The sequence below is a fragment of the Sinomicrobium oceani genome (assembly GCF_900119185.1).
In the GTDB taxonomy this organism is placed as follows: Bacteria; Bacteroidota; Bacteroidia; order Flavobacteriales; family Flavobacteriaceae; genus Sinomicrobium; species Sinomicrobium oceani.
Genome location: NZ_FPJE01000003.1, coordinates 143,825 through 162,757, shown reverse-complemented (window position 1 = coordinate 162,757; position 18,933 = coordinate 143,825). Strand labels below are relative to the sequence as shown.

Annotated in this window: 13 protein-coding genes; 7 read left to right on the top strand and 6 right to left on the bottom strand. The window is 44.3% G+C overall.

The features are described 5' to 3' along the window. The first annotated feature begins 475 nt into the window (after window positions 1-475). Window positions 476-1,507 (top strand): glutamine synthetase beta-grasp domain-containing protein, encoded by a 1,032-nt coding sequence (locus tag BT112_RS03655; RefSeq protein ID WP_072316006.1) that lies wholly within the window; start codon window positions 476-478, stop codon window positions 1,505-1,507. A gap of 186 nt (window positions 1,508-1,693) precedes the next feature. Here BT112_RS03655 and BT112_RS03650 read toward each other — a convergent pair whose 3' ends face one another. Continuing rightward, a complete protein-coding gene (locus tag BT112_RS03650; protein WP_072316005.1) occupies window positions 1,694-2,632 on the bottom strand; it encodes a calcium/sodium antiporter in 939 nt (312 codons plus the stop codon). 115 nt (window positions 2,633-2,747) lie between these two features. On the opposite strand from BT112_RS03650, the gene BT112_RS03645 reads away from it, so the two are divergent. The 3 genes from BT112_RS03645 to BT112_RS03635 all read left to right on the top strand — a co-directional run bounded on the left by BT112_RS03645 (window position 2,748) and on the right by BT112_RS03635 (window position 6,117). Beyond that, entirely contained in the window at window positions 2,748-3,746 is a 999-nt protein-coding gene (locus tag BT112_RS03645; RefSeq protein ID WP_072316004.1) for a bile acid:sodium symporter family protein, read from the top strand. Beyond that, entirely contained in the window at window positions 3,733-5,175 is a 1,443-nt protein-coding gene (locus tag BT112_RS03640; protein ID WP_245776979.1) for a D-alanyl-D-alanine carboxypeptidase/D-alanyl-D-alanine-endopeptidase, read from the top strand. Before BT112_RS03645 ends, BT112_RS03640 begins: the two co-directional genes overlap by 14 nt. A gap of 69 nt (window positions 5,176-5,244) precedes the next feature. Beyond that, window positions 5,245-6,117 (top strand): hypothetical protein, encoded by an 873-nt coding sequence (locus BT112_RS03635; protein WP_072316154.1) that lies wholly within the window; start codon window positions 5,245-5,247, stop codon window positions 6,115-6,117. Here BT112_RS03635 and BT112_RS03630 read toward each other — a convergent pair. Further along, window positions 6,107-9,778 carry a ShlB/FhaC/HecB family hemolysin secretion/activation protein gene (locus BT112_RS03630; protein ID WP_175545743.1) on the bottom strand — a complete coding sequence of 1,224 codons (3,672 nt, stop codon included), beginning with the start codon at window positions 9,776-9,778 and terminating at the stop codon, window positions 6,107-6,109. The two genes, BT112_RS03635 and BT112_RS03630, sit on opposite strands and share 11 nt — an antisense overlap. A 64-nt stretch (window positions 9,779-9,842) precedes the next feature. Here BT112_RS03630 and BT112_RS03625 point away from each other — a divergent pair, with 64 nt between their 5' ends. Continuing rightward, window positions 9,843-11,045: a Pycsar system effector family protein gene (locus BT112_RS03625; protein WP_072316002.1), complete on the top strand. Its 1,203-nt coding sequence runs from the start codon at window positions 9,843-9,845 to the stop codon at window positions 11,043-11,045. Window positions 11,046-11,081: 36 nt separating this feature from the next. On the opposite strand, the gene BT112_RS03620 is transcribed toward BT112_RS03625, so the two are convergent. After that, entirely contained in the window at window positions 11,082-13,451 is a 2,370-nt protein-coding gene (locus tag BT112_RS03620; protein WP_072316001.1) for a GAF domain-containing protein, read from the bottom strand. Between the two features lie 211 nt (window positions 13,452-13,662). Between BT112_RS03620 and BT112_RS03615 the strand changes: the two genes are divergently transcribed. Beyond that, complete coding sequence (locus BT112_RS03615) at window positions 13,663-14,448, top strand: DUF3050 domain-containing protein (protein ID WP_072316000.1); 786 nt, start codon at window positions 13,663-13,665, stop codon at window positions 14,446-14,448. Between the two features lie 77 nt (window positions 14,449-14,525). Here the strand turns inward: BT112_RS03615 and BT112_RS03610 are convergent, their stop codons facing one another. Both BT112_RS03610 and BT112_RS03605 read right to left on the bottom strand, forming a co-directional pair. Beyond that, entirely contained in the window at window positions 14,526-14,846 is a 321-nt protein-coding gene (locus tag BT112_RS03610; protein WP_072315999.1) for a 2Fe-2S iron-sulfur cluster-binding family protein, read from the bottom strand. A 114-nt stretch (window positions 14,847-14,960) separates the two neighbouring features. Then, window positions 14,961-15,953 (bottom strand): pectinesterase family protein, encoded by a 993-nt coding sequence (locus tag BT112_RS03605; protein ID WP_217652325.1) that lies wholly within the window; start codon window positions 15,951-15,953, stop codon window positions 14,961-14,963. A gap of 233 nt (window positions 15,954-16,186) precedes the next feature. Between BT112_RS03605 and BT112_RS03600 the strand changes: the two genes are divergently transcribed. Continuing rightward, window positions 16,187-17,209, top strand: coding sequence for a LacI family DNA-binding transcriptional regulator (locus BT112_RS03600; RefSeq protein ID WP_072315998.1), 1,023 nt, complete (start codon window positions 16,187-16,189; stop codon window positions 17,207-17,209). 88 nt (window positions 17,210-17,297) lie between these two features. On the opposite strand, the gene BT112_RS03595 is transcribed toward BT112_RS03600, so the two are convergent. Further along, complete coding sequence (locus BT112_RS03595) at window positions 17,298-18,914, bottom strand: UxaA family hydrolase (RefSeq protein WP_072315997.1); 1,617 nt, start codon at window positions 18,912-18,914, stop codon at window positions 17,298-17,300. Window positions 18,915-18,933 lie beyond the last annotated feature (19 nt).

The window sequence follows — 18,933 nt, the reverse complement described above, 5'->3', positions numbered from 1 at the left end:
TCTTACTTATCATGGCTGCGCAACTTCTTCCTCAACTTCGACCTACACCATAATATATACTACAGCATACAACTCCTGTTTCATCATTTTAAAACCCCGGTATACATTATGGGCTATTGGCATAGCTGCATTCAAATATATAAAAATACCACAAGAAACAGATGCTTTTTTTACACACCCCCTATTGTTTTTACCCGTTTGAACAAAAAAAATACAATCCGTTATATTTCACCCCCCAGATTAAACATTCAATAGGTTTTTTGTTTTAAAATCACAAACCATTACACAATAATCAAAAAGACCACACATAAAATACATAATACACAAATACCCCCTTTAAAAAATAGGGCATAACTAAAAATACATATATAAAAAACTACATACCCCCTTATTTTGTATGACATTTCAAAAAAAATATTACTTTTACACCACAATACCGACATTTATTAGTGTTCAATTTAAATTATGAAATGATATGAGCAGAGCTAAACTTGAGTACATTTGGTTAGATGGATATGTACCGACGCAGAGCTTGAGGAGTAAGACTAAAATCGTAACCGATTTTTCCGGTAAGCTGGAAGATTGTGAAATATGGTCTTTTGACGGTTCTTCTACACAACAGGCAGAAGGAAATTCTTCCGACTGTCTATTGAAGCCTGTGTTTATTTGTCCCGATCCGCAGCGAAAGAACGCCTACCTGGTTATGTGTGAAGTAATGAATCCTGACGGAACTCCCCATGTCTCTAACGGAAGAGCGATTATCGATGATGATGACAATGACTTCTGGTTTGGTTTTGAGCAGGAGTATTTCCTGTGGAACCCCGAAACAAACAAGCCTCTTGGATTCCCTGCAAATGGTTACCCTGCACCACAAGGGCAATACTATTGTTCTGTAGGTGCCAATAATGCCTACGGGAGAGAAATCGTAGAAGAACACCTCGATGTATGTCTCGAAGCAGGCCTTAATGTAGAAGGGATCAATGCTGAAGTTGCTGCCGGACAGTGGGAATTCCAGATTTTTGCCAAAGGTGCCGCAGAGGCCGGCGATCAGATCTGGGTAGCCCGTTATTTCCTTGAAAGAATTTGTGAAAAATACGGTATCTCCGTAAACTGGCACCCGAAACCTCTCGGACAACTGGACTGGAACGGAAGCGGTATGCACGCAAACTTCTCCAACTCCATATTGAGATCCTGCGGAGACAAAGGAACTTACGAAAGTATATGCGAAGCTTTCCGACCTGTAGTTACCGAACATATCGAAGTATATGGTGCGCACAACGATCAGCGTCTGACAGGAAAGCACGAAACAGCTTCTATTACCGATTTCAGTTATGGCGTATCCGACCGTGGTGCTTCTATCCGTATTCCGATAGGAACTGTAGAACGCGGATGGAAAGGATGGTTGGAAGACCGCAGGCCTGCATCTAACGGAGACCCTTATAAAATCGCAGCAAGAATTATCAAAACGGTAAAATCCGTTGAAGTAGATACCGCCGTTGCAGTATAAACATGCAATAGTGTGAACAATTCTGTTTTTTGTGTATAATTAAAACGCCGGCAGTTTTCTTTCCTCGCCGGCGTTTTTTATACCTCTATTTTTCTTTAACCCGTATCCTCCCCACACACCTCCGTATCGGATAGCATTTTTTCTCTTTACGGTACTCCGGGATACAACTATACGTTTTTTCGATCTCTATAATGTGACATAGACAAAAGCGATGTACAAACCGAGCAATACGATCCCTTCCGGCCACCCCAGCCTCATCCTTTTCGGGACCAGAACGAGAAGAAACACCAGCACGGCATAGCCGAGCATCCAGTAGATATCATTACTTATAAGGCGTTCGTCTTTAGCCTGTATAGGGGTTATCATCCCCGTAATACCGAGAACAGCCAGTACGTTAAATACATTGGAGCCTATGAGGTTTCCAAGCGAGATCGCTTTTTCTTTGCGAAGAACCGCCATAACGGATGCTGCCAGTTCCGGTATACTTGTGCCCACCGAGACCACTGTTACAGCAATAACGCGTTCGCTGACCCCATATAACTGCGCCATCCCCACAGCACCACGGATGAGTAATTCGGAACCTCCCCATAAGGCCCCTCCTCCTATCAGTAAAAAAAAGAATATCTTCCATCCTCCGGGTACATGCCCCTCCATATCGGACACCTCATCCGGAACTTCGGCATTACCTTTATTCCGGAACATAATAATGATAAAAAGGACCAACAGGCCAAACAGCACGCCCCCTTCCCAGCGTTGTATGGTTCCGTCGAAATAAATAAAACCGAAAAGCACCAGCGATGCAAGCATCATGGAAGGCCAGTCCAGTTTATAAAAATTTTTCTGTACGGTTATGGATGAGAGGATTACCGTGAGTCCGAGGACCAGCCCCAGGTTGGCTATGTTAGACCCGACGACATTACCGAGTGCTATATCCGGAAATCCGTCCAGGGCCGATTTAATACTTACTATGAGTTCGGGAGCTGAAGTTGCAAAAGACACCACGGTCATTCCGATGACCATTCGCGGAATATGTAACCGCAACGACATTCCTACGGCAGCGCGGAGGAGCCAGTCACCTCCAGCTACAAGCAGCACCAGACCTATAATTATAAATACAATATCCATAGCGTTTTTTTAATCTTCCGCGAAGATAAGACTTTTGTTTTTAGGTGTAAAACTGTGAGCTACACTTGTCACCGACATCCGTATTTATCTATATTTACACCTTCAAACAGATATTATGCGATTCCGATCCGATCCCTTTGTTCTCGCGCTTTTGCTCAGCGTTATTACGGCCTATCTCTTCCCGCAATGGGGAGTAGAAGGCAGTCCTTTTCCGACAAAAACCATCAGCAGCGCAGGCATCGCACTCCTATTCTTTTTTTATGGCCTTAAACTCAGTCCGGACAAGATAAAAAAAGGACTGAACAACTGGAAATTACACCTGGTCGTCCAGCTTGCTACTTTTGTACTTTTCCCTTTACTGGTCCTACCTTTCTATCCGCTGCTGAAAACCACGGAACAACATACGCTGTGGCTGGCTGTTTTTTTCCTGGCTTCCCTTCCCTCCACCGTATCCTCCTCGGTGGTTATGGTATCCATAGCCAGGGGAAATATTCCCGCGGCCATATTCAATGCCAGTCTTTCCGGGATGATCGGCATACTTATCACCCCATTGTGGATTACTCCCTTTCTGGAACAGGCACAAACGGATATGGATTTCGGAAGCATTTATCTGCAACTGGTCATCGAGGTGATTGCCCCCGTAATCCTGGGGATCATACTTCAGCCTCTCGGAGGAAAATTTGCCGGGCGATACAGCAAGCAGCTCAGTTTTTTCGACAAGAGTATTATACTATTTATTGTGTATAAAAGCTTCTCGGAATCTTTTCATTCCGGAGTATTCTCCAGCATCCGATGGACAGACATTCTCCTGCTGATCATTATTGCACTCAGCCTGTTTTTTGTTGCTTACGGCATCATTTATTTGATCTCCGCACTATTGCGCTTCAACAGGGAAGACCGGATTACCGCGCTTTTCTGCGGATCCAAAAAATCACTTGTCCACGGTACTGTAATGTCCAAAGTATTGTTTTCCGGTATGAGTTCGGGAGGTATTATTCTTCTTCCCCTGATGCTGTATCACGGACTCCAGATCCTGCTGGTCAGTATCATCGCTACCAAAATGGGAGGAGAATCCCTGGTTTCGGAACAAAAAGACACCGATGACAGACCATAACAACATGTACCACCTGTTTGTAAAATTGCTTATTAATGATATGTCCGGAGACATTTTTATGCCGGAATTCCGTAAAGTACTCCGGGAAAAAGAAAAAATCCCTAACTTTCCTTCGCTAACCTTAAAAAATCTTCTGCCCGCTATGCTCCGAAAGCTATATCCGTACCTGTTACTCTCGTTGTTCGTATGTACCGCCTGTGGTACTTCCGGAAAAATCCGTGTTAAAAAACACTTCGATTCCGATTTCTTCAGAACACAGTTTACAGGATTTGCACTCTACGATCCGGAAGAGGAAGCTTTGCTGTATAGCTACCAGTCGGACAAATATTTTACGCCGGCATCCAACACCAAGATCTTTACGTTGTATACGGGCCTTCATGTACTGGGAGATTCCATTCCTGCATTACACTATGCTTCCGAAAGAGATACGTTATACATAGAAGGTACGGGGAATCCTGTTTTCCTACACCCCTATTTTAAAGATCGCAATGCCCTCGGATTTCTAAAAAACCAAGAGCTGCCTATTGCCTGGTATCCGGACAATTTCACCGAGGAACGATCCGGTCCGGGATGGGCCTGGGACGATTATGCCTATTACTACGCTGCGGAGCGGAGTGCTTTGCCGATGTACGGAAATGTACTGACCATAACAGGTAACCGGGAGAAAACCGAATGCTCCCCGGGATATTTCCGGGATGTTGTTAACCACGATAGTAAAGCACCCTATCCCCGCGACCTGCGCCATAATACTTTTTATATACCGGAATATATAAAAACGGGGGATACCCTTGAAATTCCTTTTATACAGACAACCGAACTAACAACGAGGCTGCTGTCCGATACCCTTGGAAAGAAAGTTTTCCATACTACCCGGAAATTACCTTTGAACAAAAAGACCTTATACAGTCATACACCCGTAGATTCGCTTTTCCGAAGAATGATGCTGGAGAGTGACAACTTCCTCGCAGAGCAGATCCTGCTGATGGCTGCTGGTACGCTTTCGGACAGCCTCAACACCCGGAAAATTATCGACCATACACTACAGCGGTTTTTGCCCGATATCCCGCAAAAGCCAAGATGGGTCGATGGTTCCGGGCTTTCCAGATACAATCTCTTTACCCCGGAATCTATGGTGTATGTGCTCAACAGAATGTACCACGAATATCCTCAGGAAAGGTTGTTTCAGCTTTTTCCCGCCGGTGGGGTATCGGGTACGCTAAAGCATTATTACAAAGGAGACGGGGATGTTCCCTACATTTTTGCCAAATCGGGATCGTTGAGCAACAACTATAATCTCAGCGGATACATTCGGACTAAATCGGGAAAAATATTGATCTTCAGCTATATGAATAATCATTACATGCATGAGACAACAGCGGTGAAACAACACATGGATACCCTTCTGAGGTACATCAGGGAGCATTATTAAGAAACAATCGCATCATAAGGGGATGTGGCACATCAGAAAACAGTCTGTTTATTTTGTATTTTTATGGCTATGAGAACATTTAGTATTATCCTGTTATATATTTTCATTATCGGTTGTACGCCCAATTACGGACAACTGAAACACCTGAGCAGACTACCGAAAGTACTCAAAGAAAACTCGGGAATAGAAACCATACAAAAAGACAGTACGGTCTGGGTAATTAACGACTCCGGCAATAAAGCACATCTCTACCAGGTGGGTTTTGACGGAAAAATGCGACGGGAGCTCCGCGTAAAACAGGCCGGAAATAAAGATTGGGAAGAACTGACCAAAGACCAGGACAACAATCTTTATATCGGAGATTTCGGAAACAATGACAACACACGGAAAGACCTTACCATATATAAGGTCCCTAACCCGGAAACCATAAAAGGAGAAGATATAAAAGCCGAAAAAATGACTTTCGAATACCCGGAACAGAAAAAATTCCCCCCGAAAAAAAAAGAGCGGTATTACGATGCCGAAGCTTTTTTCTACTACCGGGGATCTCTCTATATTTTTACGAAAAACCGCTCCAAACCCTTCGACGGCATTTCTTTTCTCTACAAGATCCCTGCACGGAAAGGGCATCACAAAGCAGAGCGTATCGGCCAATATGCCTTCTGTACCGATGAAGATAGTTGCAGGATCACCGCTGCCGCAATTTCACCGGACGAGAAAACGGTAGCCTTGCTGGGCCATGACAGGGTCTGGTTGTTTTCCGGTTTCCGGGACGACCGTTTCTTCGGAGCCGATACCACAGAAATCCTGAGCCTCGGGCACCATTCACAAAAAGAAGGGCTGTGTTTTACGGATAATAATACACTTCTCCTCAGCGATGAAGGCAAAGGCAGCTCCGGAAGAAACCTCTACGAACTACGGCTTGATACGGTTAAAAATTAAAGCCCAAACCAAATGCGAAACGATTGCTGTCTTTGGAATTGAAATATGAAAAATTGGCCGTAAACATATTGATGGCATTCAGGTAGACACCGCCTCCGACCGAATTGTGCCATTTGCCGGAATCATCATCTGCCGTCCATACCCTTCCGTAATCGAACCCTCCGTATGTTCCGAGCGTCATCGGGAACAGCCCGGTACGGAACTGTGCCAGGGTAAACCTCAGGTCATTGTTATTGTAAAAAGAGGTACGTCCGATAAAACGCTGATTTCTGAAACCACGCAAACCGTCTATGCCTCCTATACTTGCTCCCTGGTAGAATTCGAACTCATCTCCCGTATTGAAATGAGCTTTGAATTTTGTCGCGTACACAATCCTGCCACGGTGGTCTACATGGGTTGTAAACCGTAGCTGCGGAATGAAATAAAGGAAATCCCGGTTATTGTCTATATTGGATTTATACCCCGCGGTCAGCTCAAACTGCATCCCCAGGGTTGGCAGGGAGTTACTGTCGAAATTAGAATACCCGTAAGTCATTTCCGCACCGAGAAATTTCTGCCACTCGAAAATATCGGGATTAACCGCAGTCTCATTGATAAAACGGTCCGAGGTTTCCTCGATCTCCATAGCTTCGAACACCGGCCCTATCTTAAAATACCCTCCGAGATATCCTTTCCAGGCCATTTTCGGAGAAATTCCGAAACTACTAATTCGGACGCGGTTATAGTCCATGCTGCGATCGCTCTGCAGGTTTTTGCTTTCATTACCGTAACCGAAATAGTTCACGGAAAACAGCGGGCTGGTAAAAAAGGCATCGCCCGCAAAACGCCAGTTGTTGGTAAGGTTAATTATTTCCCCGGAATAACGCAGGTCGAATCCTTTGGTGGCGAAATAATATCCTCCCCTTATATTGTGTTTTTGTGTATACGGATCCTGTCGCAAACCTTTCCCGATAAAAGTATAATTCAATCCCAGCTTGACGCCGTCGTCCGGATTGAATCCGACATCCGGAAATAATTGCCCGGTACTGGTCCTCACCTTTTTCGGATCGTAGGTATTCAAGTCATAATTATCCGAAAGTCTTGTAGCCACCGGGCTCTTCAGCGTGATTTTTTTTGACTTGTAATCATATACCGTAATCTTTTTACGATTGTTTACCTTGTAACTATCATTGCGCTGTCCGCCGATAATCTTTATCGGGATGAGGTTATCTCCTTCCCCGTTGATGTCAAAAACATCTTTGTCATCCAGGCCGTACAACCATATTTCCCGGGTTTCTTCCCGGCGGAATGTCAGGTCTATGAATTTTTGCTCTTTTTCTCCTTTAATGATGCGATAAGCTTCTATTCTGGTCTTTCCGTCCGCTTCCCTGGTAATATCAAAATAGTCGTCTTTGTCCGTACCGTATATCACCGGGTTCTTTTTGAGCATACGATAATAGGTCGCTGCGATCCCGGGCAAATTTTCCTTACGCTGCAACAATACAGAACGCACACGCCGTATTATCCCGGGGTCCAGTTCTTCCGGGAGATAAGAGAAGGCCTCGTCTACAATCTCAGGGCTGATCCGGGTACGTATATACTCCGCTTCCTCCTTCCAGTCTTCGAGCGTATGACTGTTGAGTACTGCCATATCAAGCGGAAAGGGCTCTACATTAAACCACTTAAGACTACGTATTTCCGGAGTATAGTTCTGCATCATACGTACTCCCGGGATCATCCGTGTCACCAGTCCGAGAAAAGGACCGTCAAAATCGGAGAAAACCTGATCCCTGTCACGGGGAACAGGCTTGTACAGGTCTTTCCCTTCCGATTCTCCGGATTTGGCCCATCGCCATTGATCCCCGTGCCTGTCCCAGTCGCCCAGCAACATATCGAACAAGCGGGAACGGATATAGAGCCGTTCGTCTATAGTATTTTTGTCCTTACGCCGTAACTTTTTCAACACATCCGTAGTACTTATAATGTTATCGGAATAATCGAAACTGGCCACTTTTCCATGATCGTCCGTAACGCGTTCTTCTATGAGATAAAGCGCATCTCCGTAGGTGTCGTTATAACGTCCGAGCGCCGGTTGCCGGGGCACATAAAAAAGTTCCGGATTGGCATGTAGCACCCCGATAGCATCGGAGAGTTTTCCGACTGCCAATGCTGCAAAGGGAAAAGCTGTGGTATAAAAATCCATCACCAGCGATTCGGTATAGGAATCTTCGAGATCATCCTGGATATACTGATCCTTAAAAGCTACCGCCTGCAAAAAACGTATGGCTCCCTTGCGTACTTCACGCATCATAAACTGCCGGCCATCCTTATCTTCGAGACGAAGGGAGTTGGTCTGGTGTCCCCCTCCTGCACGCAAAGGTTTAAGACCTCCATACAGCGTGTCTAAAGAAACCGTCCTGGCTTCTATAAGTTTTCCGTATTCCTTCCTATAGTGTTTTCCCCAGATCGCCGAATACAACTTTCCTTTGTGTACTTCATCCTCTTCATACACCCGGGCTTTCATGGATGCAGGGAAATTTTGCGGAAGTTCCCTGTGTACCGTATCCGTAGGAATATGCAATACCTCCGTACGGAACAAAGGGGCAGGGAAATCATTTTCTTCTCCGAAAAAACTGGCTATGGCACTGCCGTCCTTACCTGTAACAAGCTTTACATATCCCTGTTTGCCGTATGAAAAAAGACCGTCTCTTCCCAATCCGGCCGGAGCGGTCTTGGACCCGGAACCACTAATAATCACCGGGACTTTCCTGCTTATGGCGTATTGCAGATTATGTTCATGACCAGAGACAAAAATGACATTATCCGCCTGCTGCGCCAGGGTAAACAACCGGTCCTTTAACTCGCGATAAGGCTTACTCTGTATATCCTGCGGGGATATCCCGCTGGTTTTGCGCACAAAATTTACCAAAGACCCTAACACAGGCAACGGCACGCCATGACCTACCGGGTACAACTGGCCGCGCAGCGAAAACATACCGCCGTGCCCTCCGTTGCTGAGTAAAGGGTGATGTATGGCTATAAGCAGTACTTTTCCCTGAGATTTATTGATATATCCCTCAATTTCTTCAAAAAACTGTGCACGGGTGCGGATGTCACACTCCGTATTGATCTTCGGGTGTTTATCCCAATCTTCGAGATACCACTGGCTGTCTACCAGTAAAAGATCGACATCATCGTTGATCTTTTCCCGTTTCAGGGGGCAGCCGTCTTCGGGAAGGAATGAATTTTTTCCCAGGATATCTTCCACTCTTTTTTCCTGTCGCTTTAATCCCTCCAGACCACCGGAATACCAATCGTGATTCCCTGGGATAAATATGGTTTTCCCTTTGAATTTCTTTCCTATATCAGCCTGTATATCCATACGGTATTCGGCCAGTTTCCTGCCCTCATCATCTTTTGCAGGCATGCCCGAAGGATAAATGTTATCACCGAGAAAGACGATCGTACTGTGCTTCGAAGCATGACCTATTTCTTTTTCCAAAGCCTGTAAAGCTTTGGATTTTTCTCCTATCGGAGAATTTCCTGCATCGCCTATAAAGTAAAAGGTATGAGAAATATCCCGGGGTTCAGGTTTCAGGTCAGCTTCTGGTTTTATGCTATATTGAGCCTTGTAGGATGTACAGGAATTCAGCCAAACCCCGGCCATCAGTAATAAACTCAACTTTTTAATTTTTATCATAAGAATAAAAACACTAATTTTAATTTTAAACTAATTTAAGTAAATTATGGATACAATTCTCCTGCAGGTAGAGGATTACATACTTAAAATAATGGGCGAACAACTCCCGAACCATTATTTTTATCATAACTATACTCATACGCAAAGAGTTGTAAAACATATCAAAGAGCTTGTAACTGCCGAAAGACTGGACGAAACAGACAGTGAGGTCCTACAGATCGCAGGCTGGTTCCACGATGCCGGATATATGGTAAGCCCGGAAAACCACGAAGTGGAGAGTGCCGGGCTTGCAGAAGAATTCCTCAAAAATAAAAATTACCCGGAAGACCGTATCCTCAAAGTCAAAGCATGTATCCTCGTTACCAAAAAATACAGCAAACCATCCGGTATCCTGCAAAAAATTATCTGTGATGCCGACTTCTCCCATTTTGCCTCTAAAAATTATACGGAAATCTCCGATCTGTTACGGGAAGAACTGCGATTGGTGCAGGGTATTACATTTACGGATGCCGAATGGGTAGAGACCAATATCCGTATGTTCGAAGAACACCATAAATTCTATACCTCCCATGCCATAGCTACATGGCAGCCACAGAAGAGTAAAAACCTGTTGAAGCTCAAAAAGAACCTGACCAAAATACTGGAGAAAAAGGATCGGGATAAACTGAAAAAAGCAGACTACAAAAGAAAAAAGAAAAAAGCCGAAACCCCGGAAAGAGGTGTCGAAACGCTGTTTAGAGTTACCCTGAGAAACCATACCAACCTGAGTAATATTGCAGACAGCAAAGCTAATATCCTGCTGTCCGTAAACGCGATTATCATATCCCTGGCATTGTCCACATTGATCCCCAAACTGGATAAAGCCAGTAATTCCTATCTGTTGATCCCTACAGTCCTTTTCGTAGGATTCAGTGTCGCTTCTATCGTTTTTTCCGTATTGGCAACAAGGCCCAATATTACCAGCGGGAAATTTTCCAGGGAAGATGTCAGAAATAAAAAGGTAAATCTCCTCTTTTTCGGGAATTTCCACAAAATGAGCCTGGAGCAATATGAAGAAGCGATGAAGGATATCCGGGAAGACAAGGAATACCTGTACGATTCACTGACTAAAGACCTTTACTATCTCGGTAAAGTGCTGGATAAAAAATACCGTCTGCTCCGTATTACCTATACGATTTTCCTGGTAGGGATCATCATATCCGTAATGGCTTTCGGTATCGCGACCTATTATGTGAATTACGGTTACTAAGCAGGATATGTTACCGGCTTAGTAACCGGTAAGATATTATGAATTGATCTCCTTCATCAGGTCTTCATAGGTGTACACCCGGGTATCTTCTCCCTTTTTATAGAGTACTTCCACACGAAGGGCTTTTAACCCGGTTACTCCCTGAAGTTCTTCCAGCTCAAGAAGCTCTATTTTTTTCCCGAAATACTTTTTCTCCTGCAGAAAACGGATGTAACGGAGATACTCCTCTTCGTCTTTGCTACCGGAATACACAATCGCAATCTTCCCCTTTTGTGTCACCCGGTCTTCGGAACCTTTAACCAGCGCTTTATCCAGCCTTTTCTTTATAATCTCGTAACGGGCGTTGTACGTACCGTCTACATCAAATTGTTTTTCATCCATCCGGAAACGGATGGAGAGCGGTGAATTGTAGACCAGTACCAAAGAAGCTACATCGAGTTTTACAGGCAATTCCTTTTTCAGGGCATAGTATTCGTTTTCCATCTCCCACATAATCTGCAATTGCCACAACCGGAGATTATAGAGGTAGATATCGTTGTAGGTCTTTTTATAGGCTATAGATGCCCCTATATACATATTGTGTTCCACGCCATCGGTCTTATACCTTTCGAAGTAGTGCGGAAACATCTTCTGTGCCTTTTCCTGTTTGCGGTCCAGGACGGATGCCAGTTTTTTATTGATGAGATTCACCGACTCATCATAATTCTTCCGGTGATCGTATATAGCTTCGTGCAGTGGGTCCAGACTGTTAATGTATTCGTCTATACTATGGGCTATATCTGAGTTAAGACTTTTAAAATGATCAAAAAACGGGTGAATCTCTTCCTTGAGAAAATCCAGTATCGTCTGTTCACTTCCCGCACTCAGAATATTTATGATATCCTTCATGTGGTGGTTCAACCGAAAAATAATCTCTTCATAAATAGGAAGAGGCTCGGCCGCTTTGGCCTTTTCGAGAATCTTACTCACATGGGACAACTGAATGATAAGGTCTTTCCGGATAGCTTCATTTCTTGCTTTTGAAGAATCCTTAATATCAATTTGTCCGTAGAGAGGATATACATGATTAAAGACTATTTCACGTAAAGAAGCCGTAATTCCCTGGAACTGCCTTTTGAGGTAAGTGTGAACTTCTCTTTCGAATTTCCATTTAACGCTGGGATGAATAGAGGTGTATTCCTGTTGTATCAGAGCCTCTACCTGGTTAGCTTCTTCTATTTTTGCACGCGAAATCGCCGTAATCATGTAAGGCATGATATCTTCCAGCTTTTGGGCATTTACGCTGTTGAGCTCCAGGGGCCGGGGCGATCCCAGTTCCATAATACCGTAAAGCGACATATCGTCGGCAACTATCGGGGCAAATATTACACTTCGTACACCCTGTTTCTTCAGGTTGATGTAGGACGTATCCTTTTCGTTTTTCTCGAAAAACTTGTCGACATCAGCAATAGCAAAGTACTTCCTTTCACTGAGCAGTTTTTTACATGAGTGTTTACACAAAGCCACATCTCCCGGCAATTCGGTTTCTTCCCCCATGATAAAACTCGGAAGTTCCTTACCCGGACGACGTTCGAATTTCTCTTCGTCCGGATTATAGGTACAAAAACCTACCGTAAGATCAGGAATGGCATATAACGAACTGAAAATTTTCCTAAAATTCTCCACAAAGTTGATTTCGCTATCCGAATTGATCCCGATAAGTGTCGTTTTCAGGTCGGAAATAACGTTATCCATGGTAGCATCGTACATATTACATATACCAAACCCCTTCAGGACCCAGCTCTGTGGTGGAAATTTCTCTTTCCAGAGATCGGGATTATCAAAATTGTTGAGCAACTCTTCGATATCTTCCGCAGAGAGCTCTACAGCTCGGTCTGTCGGATAAATATCCAGATAGTCCGCATTATAAAGCACCCGATAGTGTCTTAATATCGTACTGGCATCCGGGATATCATAGAATACGGGACGCTGAAAATTTACATTTACATTATAATAAGCCTTGAGGATAACGGCACAAGCCATAATGTATTTGTTATCCTCACCCAGCTTCCGCATTTTCAGGTCGAACCCTTCTCCTGCCTGACTGACGATGTTCTTGAAACGTTCGGTGGCATATATAATCACATCCTCAAAAGGGATGGAGGCAATCTTGATCTCGTTATGGGTAAGCGCCGGGGAGAACGTATCGCGAAGTATAACCTCTATGACATCCGCATGTGTGTCCAGGAGTTGTTCATCCGTAAATCCTTCGCGTAATTCCGGATAAGGTCGTTGTACCTCCAGTACCCTCCTTGCTTTCATAGCAATAAACTCATCATCACTACGAGCCTGTTCCTCATAAAATTCCAGCAAACGATGGAAACTTATCATGACGGAAAACGGCGAATCTTTATCTAAGCACTTCATAACGCAAATTTACTAAATTTATTATTTCGACGGACAGATCGCAACAACAATGACATTTCTCTGATTTCACCAACATTATTCATTACCAGGGTATTATTATATTTTTCACCGCTTTCTGCCAACGGGCTAACGGCATGTTAAATTATTTAGTTAAATCCTTACACGACAAACAGGTATGCCAAAGAGTTTATTAACTTTGTAAAAAAATATTATGACAGACACTATAAAAGCCGAGATAGCCCCTCTACGCGATCAACTGCTCCGGCACTCGCTTTATAACAATATAAATCAACCGGATGACCTCCGGCTTTTTCTGGAATATCACGTATTTGCCGTTTGGGATTTTATGTCCCTGCTGAAAGCATTGCAACAAAAACTAACCTGTACCAAAACTCCCTGGATACCTACGGGATCGCCGGAACTCCGTTATCTCATCAATGAGATCGTACTGGCGGAGGAGACTGATATCAACAAGGAGGGAAAACACCAGAGCCACTATGAAATGTACCTGGAAGCTATGGAGGAATGCCATGCGGATACCTCCAAGATCGAAAACTTTATCGCCGATCTCTTATCGCTGAAAAACATCCTCGTAGATATAAAACTAAGTGCACTTCCACAGGCAGTCAAAGATTTCCTGAATTTTACTTTTTTTCTTATCGAAGAAGGAAAACCTCACAAAATAGCTGCTGCGTTCACCTTTGGAAGAGAAGACCTGATTCCGGACATGTTTACTGCCATATTGAGGGAAATGCAACGCAATTTCCCGGAATTCCAGATCGATAAACTCGTATATTATTTTGAGCGTCACATCGAGCTCGACCAGGACGAGCATGGCCCCATGGCCCTGCAAATGGTCGAAGAACTGTGCGGAGATCATGAACAGAAATGGAAAGAGGCCGGAGAGGCTGCCACCGTAGCACTGCAGATGCGTATGGCTTTGTGGGACACCATTGAGGAAGAAATCATCAAGGCCCGCGAAAGCTCCATCGCCTGATCTTTACCGATACCAACAAAAAACCGGATGTATAAAGTAACACATCCGGTTTTTTGTTAATGAATTTATTGTGATATCTATGATTCCGGTGCAAGTTCGAGTTCCAGTCCGTCCAAATCTTCCGTAATAGGAAGCTGGCATCCCAGACGACTGTTATCCTTAACGTGAAACGCCTCAAAAAGCATAGCTTCCTCATCGGGTCCCATCTCCGGAAGTTGATGTTCCGAAAGCACATAACACTGGCAGGAAGCACACATGGCCATTCCTCCGCAGGTACCTTCTACCGGCAATTCATAGGCTTTACACAATTCCATGATATTCATGGCCATATCGGTAGGAGCGTCCAGTTCGTGAACAACGCCTTCCCTGTCTTTGATCTTAATCTTTATATCGGACATTACTGCGTAATTTCAAAAGTGCAAATTTAGTAAATATGGAGCGAAGTCACCGGGTATAAAAAAAAGGATTTTTGTTATATATAACAGTATGTTTCCTCCAGTGTTCCGATCTGTTTAGAATCGTATTTTTTCGGGGTTCCAATCGTCTTCTCCCTTCAGGATATGCTCCGTCGTGTATTTTTCCGCATCCCCGTCGGACAACTGACACGACCACGATACCCGTTCTTCCGTATCCGCACCCGGCCCCGAAGAATTGTACTCCGCATAAAACGCAGTCAGTTCCACCTCGGGTTTGCCCCAGTCATCCCAGCCTTTTGGCTCCACATGTTTACTCATATAACAATTGATATAAACCGTTTTGGCATAGGGGCGCCACGGTCTTCCGAGGAAAAACGTACTACTTCCTCTTCCTGTTATTCTGCTATTGGTAAATACAAAACCATACGGAGATTCTTCCGGGGTTGAAGCTGCCGTTACAAAACCCTTCCCCTTACAATTGATCACACAGCTCTCGAAAACGGCCGTAGACCACCCGAATATAAAGTCGACCGTACCTTCTATGTAACAGTTTTTGTAATATTGCCGGCTCTGCTTGCCATGCAGGTATAAGGTATTCTGATTGCCGAGAAATTTACAGTTCTCAAAAATCACCCGGTCACTCTCTACACGCACCGCCACCGCTTTCCCCACATGCCCGGCACTATTCTGGAAGGTGATATTACGGGCTTTAAAATCTTCGCCGAAAATAAAGAAAGAGGACGATCCGGTAGTTCCCATTTCCTCGCCGAAAACATTCTTCTTGGTATCGTAGTCGTCATAAGTGATAATAGTGTACGTCATACTCTCTCCGATCATGGTCACGTTATTTTTGGACTGGGGAAGAATAAGCTTTTCTTTATACTTACCGTTCTTTATAAATATTCTCGTTTCTTTTTTCCGATAATCCGGTACGGCATTAATGGCCTCCTGGACCGTTTTGAAATCCCCGCCACCGTTTTTATCCACTACAAAATCATATTTTTTTTCGTCCGGCGTACCCAATGCGCAGTAAAAACCTAACAATAATAAAATAGCAGTTACCCTGTACTTCATATGGAAAGAATTCATTATATTTATGAAATTTTTGTAATCGATTACGCTTAATTATATCTTTGCGCAAGATACGCAAACTTTTTTTGTTGCTATTCCAAAAAATTACCATGTACGACATCCGGAAGATATACATGCTTCATTCGGAGAAGCCTTCACGGGCATATTAATTTTATTTTGAGTGCTTTGCTGTCTGCCCGCCAATTTCCTGACGGGCCGGAACATACATATCCACAAAGAGAACTAAACCTATGAGTAAGGTTACCATATACGATATTTCCAAAAAATTGAATATCAGTGCGGCCACGGTGTCCAGGGCACTGAACAACAATCCCAAGATCAGTATCAAAACACGGGAGCTGGTTCTGAAGACCGCTGCGGAAATGAATTACGAACAAAACACCCTTGCCCTTGCCCTGAAGAGCGGAAAGAGCAATACCGTGGGTATTCTTGTTCCTTATATGGACCGAAGTTTTTTTTCTTCTGTAATCCGTGGAATCGAAGAAGAACTGTATCCGCACGGATATCACGTTATTATATGCCAGACCCGGGATGATGCCAAGAGCGAGGTACAGAATATCAATACACTCCTCAACGCTCAGGTCGATGGTATTTTTATGTCGGTGTCCAAAACAACCAAAGATACCCTACATATCGACCGTGTACTGAGAAAAGGTATTCCCCTGGTATTTTTCGACCGGAAGAAAAATCTCCCAGGTGTAAGTTCCGTTACCATAGATGATTTTAACGGTGCATACATGTCCGTAGAGCACCTCATCCGGCAGGGATGCAAGCGTATAGCCCACTTTATGGGTAATATAAATCTGGAAATTTACAAAGATCGTTATAATGGGTACCTGAAGGCCCTGACCGATTACAACCTTCCTTACAACAAGGAGTATATCATACAGACAAACAGTAAAGTAGAATCGGGAACAGCCGCCGTAAAAAAGCTGATGAAACTTGCAGAACCGCCGGATGCCATATTTTCCTCGAGTGATTTTACGGCATTGGGCGCCATACAGGAATTAAAGAAAATCGGGGTCAGTATTCCGGAAGATATGTGTGTTTCCGGATTTAGTAACGAATCGTTTACCCAATATACGGAACCTACGATGACCACGGTAGATCAGACCCCTATAAAAATGGGAAAAATGTCCGCGAGGGTATTCCTGGAGCAAATGGAAGGAGAAGTTTCGGTAACTATTGAGAAAAAAGTAGTATTATCACCGCAACTGATCGTTCGTGACTCCTCCGATCGTTCAAAAAAATAAAGCCTTCGCTCCTGTTATTGATCGTATAAAACAAAAAATGCCGGAAGTTTTCTCCGACATTTTTATCTTTTACTGATTTCACTACGTTTCAGAGAGAAACTCCCCTTTTCCACGGAATAAAATCGTTCTGATCCAGTTGCATGGCTTTGGTCTTTTCTTCTCCCCCGGCCACACGAATAATATATTCCAGTATTTCTTCTCCCATTTCTTCGATCGATTTTTCTCCACGGATTACGGCGCCGGTATCCACATCGATAATATCGGGCATCTTTTGTACCAGTTCGGTGTTGGAAGATACTTTAACCACAGGAGTTACAGGATTTCCGGTAGGTGTACCCAGTCCGGTAGTAAACACGATAACATTTGCTCCGGAACCTGCAAGTCCTGTCGTGCTTTCCACGTCGTTCCCGGGCGTACACAAGAGGTTCAACCCCGGTTTGGTCACATACTCGGTATAATCCAGTACTGCATTAACGGGAGAGGTTCCTCCTTTCTTTGCCGCTCCTGCCGATTTCATCGCATCCGTAATAAGTCCATCACGGATATTCCCCGGTGAGGGATTCATATCAAATCCGGAACCGGCATCTATTGCAGATTTTTCATAGGCCTTCATCAGGCTAAGGAATTTATCGGCATCTGAAGGGTCCGTACAGCGATTTACAAGCTCCTGCTCTACCCCGCACAATTCGGGAAACTCCGAAAGTATCGGGGATCCTCCAAGTGCAGCAAGCAAATCGGAAGCATAGCCCAGTGCCGGATTTGCGGAAATTCCCGAAAAACCGTCAGAACCACCGCATTCGAGTCCCACTTTCAGTTTGGACAATGGTGCAGGTACTCTTTTTATCTTATCAGCTTCCCTGATCGCCTCAAAGGATTCGCGGATAATGGTATTGAGCATTTCCTCTACGGTTCCCATTTTCTGCTGCTCGTAGATCAGGATCGGTTTTTTGAGATCGGGATTAATAGTGTTTACCGCGTCACGGAAAATATCGATCTGCAGGTTCTGACATCCAAGGCTGAGTACCGTAGCCCCGGCTACATTAGGATTGTTTACATATCCGGCGAGTAGCCTGGCCAGCGTCACGGAATCCTGCCGGATACCTCCGCATCCGCCCTGATGTGTAATAAAGCGAACGTCTATATTCTCAAAAATTCCCGGTCTATGGTCTTCTTCCTCTGTTACCGGAGATTCGGTTTGACCGCTGATGAGACTTCGCAAAAGCCGTCGCTGATTATTGGTTTTATAATAAGACAGTTCTTTGTCGAAAACGTCTTTCAGTAATTCGATATTACGGTTCTCGCAGAAGACCAGCGGAAAAAAGAGCCAAACGTTGGCTGTCCCCACCTGTCCGTCTTCGCGCTGATAGCCCATAAATGTCCGGTCTTTCCACTTACTTACATCCGGAGCTTTCCAGGACGTGGTCTCCGTTTTTCCGGACACTTTTCCACTCTGGTGCTTTACATTTTCCGTCGTCAGCAAACCTCCTTCGGGAATGGTTTCATTGGCTTTTCCTACGAGGACGCCGTACATCAGGATCTGATCGCCGGTTTTGAGCCCGGTCAGCGCTATTTTATGTTTTGCTTTGGTATCCGATACGATACGTATATCGTTCCCTTCAAAAGTGACTGTTTCCCCGGCTTTAAGATCGGACAGGGCCACAGCTACGTTATCCTCGGGATGTACCTTGATTAATTTCGTCTTCATCTTCGATTTTTATTCTTTT

Coding starts and splice junctions, on each gene's coding strand:
- BT112_RS03655 (WP_072316006.1), top strand. CDS start 476: ATGAGCAGAGCTAAACTTGAGTACATTTGGTTAGATGGATATGTACCG.
- BT112_RS03650 (WP_072316005.1), bottom strand. CDS start 2,632: ATGGATATTGTATTTATAATTATAGGTCTGGTGCTGCTTGTAGCTGGA.
- BT112_RS03645 (WP_072316004.1), top strand. CDS start 2,748: ATGCGATTCCGATCCGATCCCTTTGTTCTCGCGCTTTTGCTCAGCGTT.
- BT112_RS03640 (WP_245776979.1), top strand. CDS start 3,733: ATGACAGACCATAACAACATGTACCACCTGTTTGTAAAATTGCTTATT.
- BT112_RS03635 (WP_072316154.1), top strand. CDS start 5,245: ATGAGAACATTTAGTATTATCCTGTTATATATTTTCATTATCGGTTGT.
- BT112_RS03625 (WP_072316002.1), top strand. CDS start 9,843: ATGGATACAATTCTCCTGCAGGTAGAGGATTACATACTTAAAATAATG.
- BT112_RS03620 (WP_072316001.1), bottom strand. CDS start 13,451: ATGAAGTGCTTAGATAAAGATTCGCCGTTTTCCGTCATGATAAGTTTC.
- BT112_RS03615 (WP_072316000.1), top strand. CDS start 13,663: ATGACAGACACTATAAAAGCCGAGATAGCCCCTCTACGCGATCAACTG.
- BT112_RS03610 (WP_072315999.1), bottom strand. CDS start 14,846: ATGTCCGATATAAAGATTAAGATCAAAGACAGGGAAGGCGTTGTTCAC.
- BT112_RS03605 (WP_217652325.1), bottom strand. CDS start 15,953: ATGAATTCTTTCCATATGAAGTACAGGGTAACTGCTATTTTATTATTG.
- BT112_RS03600 (WP_072315998.1), top strand. CDS start 16,187: ATGAGTAAGGTTACCATATACGATATTTCCAAAAAATTGAATATCAGT.
- BT112_RS03595 (WP_072315997.1), bottom strand. CDS start 18,914: ATGAAGACGAAATTAATCAAGGTACATCCCGAGGATAACGTAGCTGTG.